This is a genomic window from Ancylobacter sp. SL191 (genome assembly GCF_026625645.1).
In the GTDB taxonomy this organism is placed as follows: Bacteria; Pseudomonadota; Alphaproteobacteria; order Rhizobiales; family Xanthobacteraceae; genus Ancylobacter.
This window is the reverse complement of record NZ_CP113056.1, coordinates 1165137-1178073: the sequence shown is the minus strand read 5'-3', so window position 1 is coordinate 1178073 and position 12937 is coordinate 1165137. Positions and strand designations below refer to the sequence as shown.

At 67.5% G+C, this 12937-nt stretch carries 13 protein-coding genes; 2 read left to right on the top strand and 11 right to left on the bottom strand.

The window, feature by feature from the left end; translation table 11 throughout:
- Positions 1-49 precede the first annotated feature (49 nt).
- Positions 50-1150, bottom strand: a complete 1101-nt coding sequence (locus tag OU996_RS05355) for an extracellular solute-binding protein (RefSeq protein WP_267584608.1) — start codon at positions 1148-1150, stop codon at positions 50-52.
- A 62-nt stretch (positions 1151-1212) separates the two neighbouring features.
- Positions 1213-1950 carry an aspartate/glutamate racemase family protein gene (locus OU996_RS05350; protein WP_267585604.1) on the bottom strand — a complete coding sequence of 246 codons (738 nt, stop codon included), beginning with the start codon at positions 1948-1950 and terminating at the stop codon, positions 1213-1215.
- Positions 1951-2284: 334 nt separating this feature from the next.
- On the opposite strand from OU996_RS05350, the gene OU996_RS05345 reads away from it, so the two are divergent.
- Complete coding sequence (locus tag OU996_RS05345; protein ID WP_267584607.1) at positions 2285-2746, top strand: Lrp/AsnC family transcriptional regulator; 462 nt, start codon at positions 2285-2287, stop codon at positions 2744-2746.
- Positions 2747-2834: 88 nt separating this feature from the next.
- Positions 2835-3914 (top strand): NAD/NADP-dependent octopine/nopaline dehydrogenase family protein, encoded by a 1080-nt coding sequence (locus OU996_RS05340; protein ID WP_267584606.1) that lies wholly within the window; start codon positions 2835-2837, stop codon positions 3912-3914.
- Positions 3915-3920: 6 nt separating this feature from the next.
- On the opposite strand, the gene OU996_RS05335 is transcribed toward OU996_RS05340, so the two are convergent.
- The 9 genes from OU996_RS05335 to OU996_RS05295 form a co-directional block, all read right to left on the bottom strand.
- The gene (locus OU996_RS05335; protein ID WP_267584605.1) at positions 3921-5525 is read right to left on the bottom strand and encodes an FGGY-family carbohydrate kinase; all 1605 of its coding nucleotides are present in this window, start codon (positions 5523-5525) and stop codon (positions 3921-3923) included.
- Between the two features lie 2 nt (positions 5526-5527).
- A complete protein-coding gene (locus OU996_RS05330; protein WP_267584604.1) occupies positions 5528-6256 on the bottom strand; it encodes an SDR family oxidoreductase in 729 nt (242 codons plus the stop codon).
- A gap of 176 nt (positions 6257-6432) precedes the next feature.
- The gene (locus OU996_RS05325) at positions 6433-7467 is read right to left on the bottom strand and encodes an NAD(P)-dependent alcohol dehydrogenase (protein WP_267584603.1); all 1035 of its coding nucleotides are present in this window, start codon (positions 7465-7467) and stop codon (positions 6433-6435) included.
- A gap of 30 nt (positions 7468-7497) precedes the next feature.
- Entirely contained in the window at positions 7498-8580 is a 1083-nt protein-coding gene (locus tag OU996_RS05320) for an ABC transporter ATP-binding protein (RefSeq protein ID WP_267584602.1), read from the bottom strand.
- A 49-nt stretch (positions 8581-8629) separates the two neighbouring features.
- On the bottom strand, positions 8630-9601 hold the full coding sequence (locus OU996_RS05315; RefSeq protein WP_267584601.1) for a sugar-binding transcriptional regulator: 972 nt from the start codon (positions 9599-9601) through the stop codon (positions 8630-8632).
- Between the two features lie 9 nt (positions 9602-9610).
- Positions 9611-10525: a TIM barrel protein gene (locus tag OU996_RS05310; RefSeq protein ID WP_267584600.1), complete on the bottom strand. Its 915-nt coding sequence runs from the start codon at positions 10523-10525 to the stop codon at positions 9611-9613.
- Entirely contained in the window at positions 10522-11340 is an 819-nt protein-coding gene (locus OU996_RS05305; protein WP_267584599.1) for a carbohydrate ABC transporter permease, read from the bottom strand. The genes OU996_RS05310 and OU996_RS05305 overlap by 4 nt, the downstream gene beginning before the upstream one ends.
- The gene (locus OU996_RS05300; protein ID WP_267584598.1) at positions 11340-12242 is read right to left on the bottom strand and encodes a carbohydrate ABC transporter permease; all 903 of its coding nucleotides are present in this window, start codon (positions 12240-12242) and stop codon (positions 11340-11342) included. Before OU996_RS05300 ends, OU996_RS05305 begins: the two co-directional genes overlap by 1 nt.
- Positions 12243-12323: 81 nt before the next feature.
- Positions 12324-12878, bottom strand: coding sequence for an SIS domain-containing protein (locus tag OU996_RS05295; RefSeq protein ID WP_267584597.1), 555 nt, complete (start codon positions 12876-12878; stop codon positions 12324-12326).
- Positions 12879-12937: the final 59 nt, after the last annotated feature.

Here is a 12937-nt window from a genome sequence, read left to right as displayed (position 1 = left end):
TGCAGTCTTGTGAGTGCAGTGAGGTGGACGATCAGGCCAATGGGACTGATCAGGCCGCCTTGATCTCGGCGGTGGCCTTGTCGATCATGTCGTTCTTCATCTTGCGGTTGACCGAGCTGAAGAACTGGATGCGCTCGACCTCTTCCTGCGGCAGGGCCAGAGCCGCGCGCTCGCGGTCGGTGAGCAGCTTGTCGACGCCGCCAAAGGCCGAATTGAAGCCCGACTGGCGGGTCATCGCCGCGCCGATCTCGGGCGAGGCGAGGATGGCGTTCAGGAAGGTGTAGGCGGCGTCCGCGTTCGGCGCGTTGTTGACGATGTTGAAGGAGTAGAGGAAGCCATAGGTGCCCTCCTTCGGGATCGACAGCGCGATCGGGTGGCCTTCCATGATCAGCTTGGCGGCGGGGCCCGACCAGGTCTGGGCAAGATAGATGTCCTCGTTGAGGAACATCTGCTGCACCTCGGAGCCCGCGTCGTAGTACTTGCGGACCTTGTCCTTGTTGGCGATCAGGAAGTCGCGCGCCTTGTCGGTCGCCGCCTGGGCGATCTCCGGCTTGCCCTCATAGGTGACGTAGTCACCGTCATTGCCCTGATACTTCATCACGATCGAGAGGAAGTCGGAGATGATGTAGGAGGTGAGCCCCTTGAACTCGCTCTCGAACATGTAGCCCCAGGTCTGGGTCGGCTTGGTGTACTGCGTGTTGCGCGCGAGGCCCTCGAAGCCGGCGAGCAGCGGCACGCCATAGACCTTACCGTCGATGGTCAGCTGCGGGGCGCCCTTATAGGCGCTCGCGAGGTTGCCGAAATTGCCGATGCGGCCGACATCGAGCGGCACGATCAGCTTGGACGACAGGAACTGCGACAGGCGGTGACCGGTGACGGTGACGATGTCGGTGGTCGGCGCGCTGCCCTCGGCGGTGAGCAGATTGTACTGCTTGCCCTGGTCGTCGGTCAGGCGGACGCGGACCTCGATGCCGGTGTCCTTCTGGAACTGGTCGATGAAGGACTGCGGCACGAACTTGTCATAGGTCGTGATGTTCACGACCTTGCTCTGGGCGCGGGCGGGGCGGATGACGTAGGGCGCGGCGACGAGGCCGGCGCCGGCTCCCAGAAGCTTCAGCGTCGAGCGGCGGGTCAGGTCAAATCGGTTCATGGCATCCTCTGGCGGTTGTCGGTGGACCTTTCGCGACCCGGAGCTCGCGCGGCGGCCGGGCGTCAATGCACGAGTGGGGCCAGATCGGCAGGCGCCATGGCCCCGCCCTCCCCCAGCGACAGCCGCACGGCGGCATCGGCGTGGATCAGGGTGGAATCGAAGGTGGGGAACGCGAAGTCGTCCGCGCTCACCAGAAGGCCGATCTCGGTGCAGCCGAGGATGACGCTGTCCGCCCCGGCCGCGCGCCCCTTCTCGACAATGTCGAGATAGCGCTGCTTGGAGTCCGGGCGAATGATGCCGCAGCACAATTCCGAGAAGATGACCTCATGCACCTGCCGGCGCTCCTCGGCCTCGGGCACCAGCACGTCGAGGCCGAAGCGCTCCTCCATGCGGTGGCGGTAGAAGTCCTTTTCCATCGTGTACTGCGTCGCCAGCAGGAGCGGGCGGCGGCACTCGGCGGCGCGCACCGCCGCGCCGGTGACATCGGCGATATGGATCAGCGGAATGCCGACGCTCGCCTGCACCTGGTCGGCGAGCAGATGCATCGTGTTGGTGCAGATCAACACCATCTCCGCCCCCGCCTGCTCCAGCTCGCGCGCCACCTGGCCGAGCGCCTGCGCAGCGGCGTCCCAGTCGCCGGCCTTCTGCAGCGCGACGATGTCGCTGAAATTCACCGAGCGCAGCACGATATCGGCCGAGCTCAGCCCGCCCAGCGCCTCGCGCACCTGCTCGTTGAGCCGCCGGTAATAGACGGCCGTGCTTTCCCAGCTCATGCCGCCGATCAGGCCAATCCGCTTCATCATCAGACCCATACTTCCACACATCGTGGGAGGGTATGATAAGGGTGCCGCGCGGGAATGCATTGCGTTGTTTTACGTTAGATAGTTGCAAATTAGGATGTTATCCTAATATTTAGCTGTGTTTTAGGATGATGTCACGCCCTTTGCGAAATGGCTACGCCGCGATCACCAAACGCCCATTTTTGCGCCAAGAATCCTCCGCGGGGGATGTAGAGCGGCGGCCGCGCGCGAATATCCTTCGCGTTCGCACTACGACCTTCACGTATATTGACGTTTTCGACGAACAACGCTCTGCTGAACTACAACGGAATAAAAGGGCGGCAGGGGGATAGACGTGTTCGACCAGATCGACCGCAAGATAATCGACATCCTGCAACAGGACGCCGGCAAGTCAGTGGTCGAGATCGCCGAGGCGGTGGGGCTGTCGCACACGCCGTGCTGGCGGCGGATCAAGCGGATGGAGGAGATGGGCCTCATCCGCAACCGGGTCGTGCTGATCGACCAGCGCAAGGCCAATGTGCCGATGACCATCTTCATCTCGGTCAAGGTGCCCCGTCACACCACGGCCTGGCTCGACGCCTTCCGCAAGGAGATTCGCGACATTCCCGAGATCATGGAAGCCTACCGCCTCACCGGCGAGACGGACTATCTGCTGCGCGTCGTCGTGCCGAACATCGACGTCTACGACCAGGTCTACAAGAACCTGATCAGCCGGGTGGAGTTCTCCGACCTCTCCTCCTCCATCGCCATGGAAGAGATGAAGTTCACCACGGCGCTGCCGACCAAATATATCTGAGCGCCCTATCTGCTCCCCTTGCCCGCCGGTTTCCCGGCGTCGCGCGTGCGCCCGCGCGCCTCGACCACTCCCGACGAAGGAAATTCCCATGCGTGTCTCGATCCTCGGCGCCGGCTCCATCGCCTTTGGCGTCGCCGGCTTCCTCGCCGCCGCCAGCCATGAGCCCGTGCTGTGGTCGCCCTCCGGCCGGGCGACGCAGGCGCTCGCCGCCGGGGCGCCGCTGAAGGCGTTCGGCGCGCTGGACTATGAGGGCCCGGTCGCGACCGCCGCCAGCGCCGGGGAGGCCGTCGCCACCAGCGACGTGCTGTTCCTCGCGCTCCCCGGTTACGGCCACCGCGCCGCGCTCGACGCGGTGATCCCGCACATCCGGCCGGGACAGCCCATCATCATCTCCTCGCACTCCTCCTTCGGCGCGCTGTACCTCGCGCGGGCGCTGGCGACGCGAGGGGTGAGCGCACCGATCATCGTCTGGGGCACCACGCTGCTCACCGCGCGGGTGCAGTCGCCCGACACCGTGAAAGTGAACACCGTCCGCCAGAAGATCGACGTCGCCACCCTGCCGAAGGAGGCGATCGAGGAGGGCCACGCGCTCTGCACCACCCTGTTCGGCGACCGCTTCGTGCGCCGCGACGGGCTGCTCGCCATCGCGCTCAGCAACCTCAACCCGCAGAACCATCTCGGCATCGCCCTGCTCAACCTCACCCGCATGGAAAAGGGCGAGGTCTGGGGCCAGGGCGAGCATGTGACGCCGGCCGTCGGGCGCGTCATCGAGGCGCTGGACGCCGAACGCCTCGCCATCGCCGAGAGCTTCGGCCTGTCGGTGCGCACGGTGCGCGAGCATTTCTCGCTCTCCTTCCACGTGCCCATGGCCAGCGTGTCGGAGATGAACCAGCAGATGCACGCGGAAGGGCGCGGCGGCTTCGGGCCGACCAGCTTCGATAGCCGCTATATTTTCGAGGACGTGCCCTTCGGCCTTGTGCCGACCGTGCTGCTCGGCCAGCTCACCGGCCGGCCGGCGACCTTGCACGCGGCGGGCGTGGCGCTGCTCTCGGCCGCCGCCGGGCGTGATCTCGCCGCCGACAACAATTTGCTGCCGGCACTCGGCCTCGACACGCTGTCGGTGGACGCGCTCGCCGCGCTCTGCGCGACCGGTTACCCGGTCGCGTGAGGCTGATCAGCCCCGCGCCGCCCGATAGGCGGCCTGGAACGCCTCGAACGCCGTGAAGCGCCGGTCATGCCAGGCGCGCAAGGCGGGATCGGGCTCATAGACCACCTCTATCTCCGACATGGCCGACATGGCGGCAGCGAAGCTCGCATAGCGGCCCGCCGCCACCGCACCGAGCACGGCGGAACCGAGCAGCACCGGCTCGGGCGAGGTGGTCGCGGCGATGCGGGTGCCGCCGGCATCGGCCAGCACTTGCCGCACCAGCGGGCTCTGCCCGGCGCCGCCGCTGATGACGATGAGATCGGTGCGCGCGCCCTTGGCGTGCTGCGCGTCGAGGATCTGACGCAGGCCATAGCCGATGCCGGCGAGGCCCGCCATGTAGAGGCCGACAAGGCTCTCCACGCTCTCATCCATGCCGAGGCCGGCGACAATGCCGCGCGCCAGATGGTCGGCGAAGGGCGCGCGGTTGCCGAGGAATTCCGGCACCACATGCAGCGTGCCCGCGAGCCTGGCGATCGCCGCCGCCCCGCCCGCCGCTTCCGCCTGCGCGGCCAGCCACATGCTGAGATTCTTGCCCTCGGCCCGCGCCAGCGTCTCCGCCTGCGGCGCCGCCGGGTGCATCCGCACGAGACGGTCAATGGCCGCGCCGGCGGCGGACTGGCCGCCCTCATTCAGCCAGAGGTCCGGCACCATGGCCGAGAAATAGGGCCCCCACACGCCCGGCACGAAGGCGGGGTCGGCGGTGGTGAGCAGGGTACAGGCGGAGGTGCCGAACACATAGGCCATGCGGTTCAGCGCATCCCCCGCGCCGCCGCGCGCGCCGACCGTGCCGATGCCGCCGGCATGGGCGTCGATGAGGCCCGCCGCCACCGCCGTGCCCGGCGCGAGGCCGAGTTCGTCGGCCGCCCGTGCGGTCAGCCCGGTGCCGAGCGGCGTGCCGGCGGCAACGATGTCGGTGCCGATGCGGGCGAAACCGTCATTGGCCAGCGCGCCGAGGCCCACTTTGCGGAAATAGTCGGCGTCCCAGCGGCGCTCATGCGCCAGATAGGTCCATTTGCAGGTGACGGTGCAGACCGAGCGGGCGAGGCTGTCGGTCGCCTTCCAGGTGAGGAAATCGGCCAGATCCAGGAACTGCCAGGCGGCGTTGAAGGTCGCGGGCAGTTCCTCGGCAAGCCAGAGGAGCTTGGGCGTCTCCATCTCCGGCGAGATGATGCCGCCGACATAATCCAGCACCGGGCTGCCGAGCTTGTTGATGCGGTCGGCCTGCCCGGTGGCGCGGTGGTCCATCCACACGATGATGTCGCGGGCCGCGTCGCCATGGCGCCCGACAGGCAGTGACGCCCCGCCTTCGCCCAGCACCACCAGCGAGCAGGTGGCGTCGAAGCCGATGCCCTTGATGTCGGCGGGCGCGATGCCGGCTTTCGCCACCGCCTCGCGCACGCTGGCGCAGACGCCCGCCCAAATGTCGGCGCTGGACTGCTCGACGATGTCGCCGGGCTCCTTCCACATGCGGATGTCGCGCTTGGCCGAGGCGATGAGCGTGCCCGCCGCATCGAAAATGCCGGCGCGGACGCTGCCCGTGCCGACATCGATCCCCGCGAAACATCCTTCCATGGTCACAGATCCGTTCCGTTCGGCAGAATCACCAGATCGCGAATGGTCACGTTACGCGGACGGGTCAGCATGAAGATGACCGAATCGGCCACTTCTTTCGGCTCCATCAGCGCGCCGGCGGCCAACGCCTCGTCGAGCTTGGCCTGCGGCCAGTCCTTGATGAGGGCGGTCACCACCGGGCCGGGCAGCACCGCCCCCACCCGCACGCCATGCTTGGCGACCTGCCGGCGCACAGTGTGGACGAAGGCCTGCACGGCGAATTTCGAGGCGGTATAGACCGGCTCCCACACCACGGGAACCACCCCGGCGATGGACGAGGTGAAGATGATGTCGCCGGTGCCGCGCTCCACCATGTGCGGCAGCACGGCGTGGACGGTGCGGAAGGCGGCGTTGACGTTGAGGTTGAGCACGCGGTCCCACACATCGGGATCGCCCTCCACCACCTCGCCGCCGATATAGGCGCCGGCATTGGCGTGGAAGATGTCGAGCGGGCCGCAACGGTCGAGGATCTGCGGCAGCATGGTCGCGACGCTCGCCGGGTCGAGCAGATCGACCACCACCGGCACGGCCCTGGGGCCGAGTTCGGCGCAGATCGATTCCAGCGCATCGGCGGCGCGGTCGACCAGGGCGACGGTCGCGCCTTCCTCGATCATGGCGTGGGCGCATTCCAGCCCGATGCCCGATGCCGCGCCGGTGATGGCGGCAACCTTGCCCTGAAGCCGTAAGGCCATGTGAAACTCCGGTGGTTCTGTTCTGTGGTGGTCTGATCTTGTCCTCTCCCCGTCGGGGAGAGGTGGCCGGCGCAGCCGGTCGGTGAGGGCCGGCACGGCTGCGGAGCGTTGGGCCGAGGGCCCCTCACCCCAACCCTCTCCCCGACGGGGAGAGGGAGCCACCGGCGCCGCACCCTTCACGGCATGCGGATCTGCAGCTTCACGTCGGTCGGCAGGCCCTTGGCGGCGCGGTCGAAGGCCTCGATGCTCGCGGCGAAGTCGAAGGTCTCGGAGATCAGCGGCTTCAGATCGACCTTGCCGGAGGCGATGAGGTTCACCGCGCGGTCGAAATTGTTGGCGTAGCGGAACACGGTTTCGAGCCGCGCTTCCTTGATGATGGCGGCGGCGACGTCGAACTTCACCGTCTCCACCGGCATGCCGATCAGCACCAGCGTGCCGCCCGGCCGCACCACGTCGAACAGCCCGTCATAGGCGCGGGGCGAGCCGCTGGCCTCGAACACCACATCGGCGCCCCAGCCCTCGGTCTCCTCAGCCACCACGTCCTTCAGCGCCCGCTCGGTGATATTGACCGGGTGGACGCCCGGATACTGGCCGGCAATGGCGAGCTTGGGGGCGGAGAGGTCGGAGATGTAGACGCGCGAGCAGCCGCCGGCGAGCGCGGCGAGCGCGGTCATGATGCCGATGGGACCACAGCCGATCACCACCGCGACATCGCCGGGGGTAATGCGCGCGCGCGTTGCCGCCTGCAGGCCGACCGCGAAGGGCTCGACCATCGCCCCTTCCGCGAAGGAGACGTTCTCCGGCAGCTTGTAGGTGAAGGCGGCGGGGTGGACGACTTCGGGGGTGAGCACGCCATGGATCGGCGGCGTCGCCCAGAAGCGCACATCCGGGTCGACATTGTAGATGCCGAGCTTGGTGGCGCGCGAGTTCATGTTCGGCACGCCCGGTTCCATGCAGACCCGGTCGCCGACCTTGAGGTTCTTCACATTGGCGCCGACCGCCGTGATGGTGCCGGCAGCCTCATGGCCGAGCACCATGGGCTCGCGCACCACGAAGGAGCCGATGGCGCCATGGGTGTAGTAGTGCACGTCGCTGCCGCAGACGCCGACGGTGTGGATGGCGATCTTCACGTCATCGGGGCCGACCTCGAGGGGGAGGTCGATGTCCCTCAGCGCGAGTTCGCCCTTCTTTTCCAGAACGAGTGCTTTCACGGGAATGGTCCTGTCAGGGGACGGGTCGGCTCAGAGCGCGAGGCCGGCGGCGTCGAAGAGATAGATGTGGCGGGGGTCGATGCCGAGCTTCAGCGCGTCGCCCGGCTGGAGGGCGGGGCGGCCGGCGGTGAGCACGATGATCGGCTCGCCCTCGCCACGGGCGTAGAGCTGCGTCGAGCCGCCAAGGCTCTCGGCGAAATCCAGGGTGAGGGCCAGCACCGGCTGAGCGGGCTCGACGGTGAGATGTTCGGGGCGCAGGCCGACGGTGAGGGTGTCGCCCACCTTCGCCTTGCCGGCCGAAGGCGTCTCCACCGTCAGCGTGCCGCCGACGAAGGCCGCGCCTTCCAGCACCAGCGAGGACGGGCCGGTTGCGCGGACCTTGGCGGTGATGAAGTTCATCTTGGGCGAGCCGATGAAGCCGGCGACAAAGGTGTTGGCCGGCTTGTCATAGAGCTCGGTCGGCGAGCCGATCTGCTCGACGAGGCCGGCGCGCAATACGACGATGCGGTCGGCGAGCGTCATCGCCTCGATCTGGTCGTGGGTGACATAGACCATGGTGGCGCCGAGGCTGCGGTGCAGCTTGGCGATCTCCACGCGCATCTGCGAGCGCAGCTCGGCGTCGAGGTTGGACAGCGGCTCGTCGAACAGGAAGAGCTTGGGGTGCCGCACGATGGAGCGGCCAATGGCGACGCGCTGGCGCTGGCCACCGGAGAGCGCGCGCGGCTTGCGGTCGAGCAGGTGTTCGAGCTGGAGGATACGGGCGGCCTCGGCCACCTGCGCCTTGATCTCGGCCTCCGGCTTCTTGGCCATGCGCAGGCCGAAGGCCATGTTCTCGAACACGCTCATATGCGGGTAGAGCGCGTAGGATTGGAACACCATGGAGACCTCGCGCTTGGCGGGCTCCTCATAGGTCACGTCGCGCCCGTCAATATGCAGCTGGCCCTCGCTGACATCCTCAAGGCCAGCGATCATGCGCAGCAGCGTGGACTTACCGCAGCCCGAGGGGCCGACGAACACCACGAACTCGCCCTTCGCCGCCGAGAAGCTGACGCCCTTGATGACGGAGACGTCGCCATAATTCTTCTTGATGTTGTCCAGTCGCAGGAAGGTCATCGGCTCAAAACTCCAGATCGGGGCGGGCGCGGGCGCGCGCCGCCCGTCGTCAGCTCTCCAGCAGCGCGGCGGCGCAGCGCTCGTCGGTCACCAGTCGTTTCACATAGCCGGCGCGCAGGATCGCCCGCACGATCGGCACCTTGTAGAGGCCGCCCGAGGCGAGGATCGAGTAGCGCGCCGAGGCCACTTCATGCGGCGCCAGCGACAGCACGCGCTCATTGAGCGGGTGGTCGACCGGGCGGCCATCGGCATCGAGGAACACGCCGAGCAGATCGCCCACCGCGCCAGCGGCGCGCAGGCCCTCGAGATTTTCCGAGACGGTCTGCGTCTGCACCAGCAGCGAGCGGGTCGTCATGTCGCCGCAGGACAGCAGCGCCACATCCACCGCGCGGGCGCGGCGCATGGTTTCGCTGATGCCGTGATGGGAGAGCAGCATGGTGCGGCTCTCCGGCGTGGGGAAATAGAGCGGGGCGGCGAGGTAGTAGCACTCGGCCGAGATGGTGCGGGCATAGCCGGTCGCCACCTCGAAAGTGCTCGATCCCGAGCCGCGGGTGAGCCCGCCCATGACGGAGGTGACATAGCATTGCGACAGCGGGCGAGCGGTGACGCGCTTCAGCCCGGCGGCCAGCGTCTTGCCCCAGCCGACGCCGAGGCCCATGCCGTTCTCCAGCAGACGGTCGAGCTCGGCGCCGGCGGCCTCGCCGATGACGCGCTGCTGCTCGCCCTCATCCGGCAGCGCCGGCACGACGCTCGCGGCCTCCAGCCCATAGCGCGCCATCAGCTTGCGCTCGGCGTCGATGCAGTCGGCCATGGGCAGACGGATTTCGATCTGCACCGAGCCGTCGGAGCGGACCTGGCCGAGAATCTTGTTGGTGCGCAGGCGCGTGAGGCCAAGCTGGTCGGCGATCTCCTGCTGGGTCAGGCCGCCGACGAAGTACAGCCAGGCGACGCGGGCGCGGATCTGCGCCGCCTCGATCTCCTGAGCTTCCACCAGCTTGCGTTCGCGCCCGACCATGTTCATGCCATCCCCCTAGGCGAAGGCCTGCCGCAACCGGGCGGAGGTGATCTCCAGCGCGGACAGGATCGACAGGTCGTCCTTCTCGAAGGGATAGAATACTTCGAGGAATACCGGCGCGGGGGCGATGCCGGTGCGACGCAGCAGCGCCGCCGCATCCACAGGATCGACGCGGCCGGGCTCGGTGAAATCCCAATGGCGGTCGAGCTGGAAGTCGGTCTGCTGGATATGGACGGCGGTGATGAAGGACTTCAGCTCGCGGAACCACGGCTCCATCGCGCCATGGTCTGGCCCATAGAGGGGCTCATGCGTGCCATGGCCCCAATCGACGCAGTAGCGCCACGGGACAGCGCTGCCAGCGACATCCACCATCATCTGCTTGGCCTGCGCGATGGTCCACGGCCATTCCCGGCGCATCGGGGTCGGCTCGACATAGAGCTCGCTCAGTCCCTCGCTGCGTGCGCGCTCGCCGAGGCGATGCATGCGGGCGATGAGGTCCGCATAGTCGGCCGCGTCCAGCGCGTCCGGCTCCACGCCATCGACGCGCGAGGCGATGGCGCCGAGCGGGCCGCCGACGCGGGTGATGCCGGCCATGGCCGCGACGCGGTAGGCGCGGGCGAACCATTCTTCCGCATAGTCGCGCACAGCCGGATCGGGGTGGAGCAGCTGGTTGTAGGTGTAGTGGGCAAGGCCGATGAAGGCGCTGTGAATGGTCACGCCCGCCTGCGCCGTGCGCGTGCGCAGCTCGGCGGCGTGGCGGTCGAGGATAGCGTCGGGCCACATCGGGTCGATCAGGTCGAAGGAGAGCTGGACGAGGTTCAGCCCCAGCCGCTCGCTGACGATCTGCGTCCACAATTCCGGCGTCACCCAGCGCTTCACGCAGAAGGACAGGTTGATACCGAACGGGATGGGGGTGTGGGCTGCGCTCATTTGGTCGCTCCCATGGTGAGGCCGCGCACCATGTGGCGGGAGACGATGAGGGCGAAGATGGTGACGGGCAGCACGATCACCGTGCCGGTCGCCATGATCTTGCCCCAGGGCAGCTCATAGCCGGACATGAAGGAGGTCGCGACGACCGGCGCGGTCTGCGCGGCGCGGCGGGTCAGCACCAGCGCGTAGAGCAGCTCGTTCCACGAGAAGATGAAGGAGAAGATGGCGGACACCGCGATGCCGGGCGCGCCGAGCGGCAAATAGATCTTGCGGAAGATGGTGAACTGGTCGGCGCCGTCGAGCCGCGCGGCCTGTTCGAGATCCGGCGGGATCGACTTGAACTGGTCGGTGACGATCCACACCACGATCGGGATGTTGAAGGTGAGATAGACCAGCACCAGCACCAGATGGGTGTCGAGCAGGTTCATGTACATGGCGAGCAGATAGACCGGCAGCGCCAGCACGATCGGGCTCGTCATGCGGTTGGAGATGAACCAGAACCACAAATCCGACTTGCCGCGGAAATCATAGCGCGCCAGCGCGAAGGCGGCGGGCGTGCCCAGCACCACCGAGAGCAGCGTGGCGAAAGCCGCGACGATCAGCGAATTGATGATCGCGCCGGACACTTTGGTGTCGGAAAAGATCTCTGCGTAATTGTCCAGCGTGGGCGTGAAGAACCACACCGGCGGCGAGGCGAGGATGTCCGCCTGGCTCTTGAAGCTCGCCGCCACCATCCAGAAGAACGGGAACAGCGAGAAGATGACGACAGCGGCGAGGCCGAGCGCGTGGAGAATCTTGCCGGTCGAGATGCGCATCAATTGACCTCCCGGTACAGCACGCGGATGTAGAGCCGGCTAATGATGATCGTGAGAATCAGCAGCAGGATCGCCTGCGCCGAGGCCGTGCCGAGATCGAAGATGCGGAAGCCGACGCGCTGGATGTAGATCGAGATCAGGTCGGTGGCCGAGCCCGGCCCGCCGCGCGTCATCACGAACACCATGTCGAACAGCTTCAGCACGTCGGCCGAGCGCAGGATCATCACGGCGGTGAGGCCGGGCAGCAGATAGGGAAGCTGCACATGGCGCAGCAAAGCGAGCTTTGAGGAGGTCTCGAGCCGCGCCGCCTCCTCGATCTCGCCGGGCACCATGGACAGGCCGGCGAGGAAGATCAGCGCGCAGAACGGCGTCCACTGCCACACATCCATGATGATGATGGCGGCGAAGGCCCCGTTCGGCGTCGACAGCCAGTCGACCGGACCGAAGCCGAGCACCGACAGGAACTGGTTGGCCACGCCGAAATCGCGGTTGAAGATCAGCCGGCCGATGAGGCCGACCACCGCATAGGTGGTGGCGAGCGGCACGACGAGGGTGACGCGGGCGAGCGACTTCAGGAGCCCCATGCCCGGCTTGTGCAGCAGCAGCGCGACGATGAGGCCGAGCACGACCTGGATCGGCAGCGCGGTCAGGTAGAATTGCGCGGTGAGGCCGAGCGAGGACCAGAAGGTGCTATCGGTCAGCACCGCCACGTAGTTCTCAAGCCCGACGAAGGGAAAGCCCTCGCGCGGGCGGGCGATGTTGTAGCGCCGGAACGAGGTGACCAGCGCGAACAGCGTCGGGTAGATGCCGATAGCGAAGAGGGTCAGGACGGCCGGGGCGAGGAACCACAGCGGCGTCCAGCGGCCGTAACCGCGATTGGGCTTGGTCTGGGTTGCGCTCATCTGTTCACTTCCCGTAAGCGTCGGCGGCGCGGGCCGCTGGCGTGTCGCGGTGACCGTTGCGGAGAATGAGGCCCGCCGGCCTCATTCCAGATTGGTGTGGTTCGCCCGCATGGCGGCCGGCGTGATGGCGAGCCGGTCGCGCAGCTTCAGGATCAGGATCTCGAACAGCACATAGAGCGCGCCCTCATAGAGCGAGCCCATGGGCAGCACCGAGGTGGCGGCCGCGCCCTGGTCGCGCGCCATGGTCTGGGCGGGCACCACGAGCACCGTGTCGGCGCGCGCGGCGGCCGCCCCGGTGGGCTCGGCGGTGACCAGCAGCGTGCGCGCGCCGGCGTCACGGGCGACGCCCATCAGCGCGGCAACGGTAGAGAAATCGCCCGGCCCGGCGGAGACGACGAGCAGGTCGCCCTCCCCCACCGGCGGCGTGGTCATGTCGCCGACCACCGCGGCTTTCAGGCCGAGATGGAACAGGCGCATGGCGAGGCCCTTGATCTGCAGCCCCTCGCGCCCGACGCCATAGAGCGCGATGCGATGAGCCCCGGCCAGCGCCGTGACTGCGGCATCGATGTCGGCGCCGCTCACCTGGTCGAGGCAGGCGCCGATCTCGTCCAGCGCGCGGGCGTGAAGCGTGGTCATGGGAGAATCCCCGGACAGTATCAGGAAAAAGGGAGCGGGCGCCGGATCGCGGGTTCCAG

Bases quoted from the DNA above. Each gene is read 5' to 3' on its own strand.
- OU996_RS05315 (WP_267584601.1), bottom strand. From the start codon at position 9,601: ATGAACATGGTCGGGCGCGAACGCAAGCTGGTGGAAGCTCAGGAGATC.
- OU996_RS05335 (WP_267584605.1), bottom strand. From the start codon at position 5,525: ATGGAAGGATGTTTCGCGGGGATCGATGTCGGCACGGGCAGCGTCCGC.
- OU996_RS05305 (WP_267584599.1), bottom strand. From the start codon at position 11,340: ATGCGCATCTCGACCGGCAAGATTCTCCACGCGCTCGGCCTCGCCGCT.
- OU996_RS05320 (WP_267584602.1), bottom strand. From the start codon at position 8,580: ATGACCTTCCTGCGACTGGACAACATCAAGAAGAATTATGGCGACGTC.
- OU996_RS05355 (WP_267584608.1), bottom strand. From the start codon at position 1,150: ATGAACCGATTTGACCTGACCCGCCGCTCGACGCTGAAGCTTCTGGGA.
- OU996_RS05310 (WP_267584600.1), bottom strand. From the start codon at position 10,525: ATGAGCGCAGCCCACACCCCCATCCCGTTCGGTATCAACCTGTCCTTC.
- OU996_RS05330 (WP_267584604.1), bottom strand. From the start codon at position 6,256: ATGGCCTTACGGCTTCAGGGCAAGGTTGCCGCCATCACCGGCGCGGCA.
- OU996_RS05340 (WP_267584606.1), top strand. From the start codon at position 2,835: ATGCGTGTCTCGATCCTCGGCGCCGGCTCCATCGCCTTTGGCGTCGCC.
- OU996_RS05350 (WP_267585604.1), bottom strand. From the start codon at position 1,950: ATGAAGCGGATTGGCCTGATCGGCGGCATGAGCTGGGAAAGCACGGCC.
- OU996_RS05300 (WP_267584598.1), bottom strand. From the start codon at position 12,242: ATGAGCGCAACCCAGACCAAGCCCAATCGCGGTTACGGCCGCTGGACG.
- OU996_RS05295 (WP_267584597.1), bottom strand. From the start codon at position 12,878: ATGACCACGCTTCACGCCCGCGCGCTGGACGAGATCGGCGCCTGCCTC.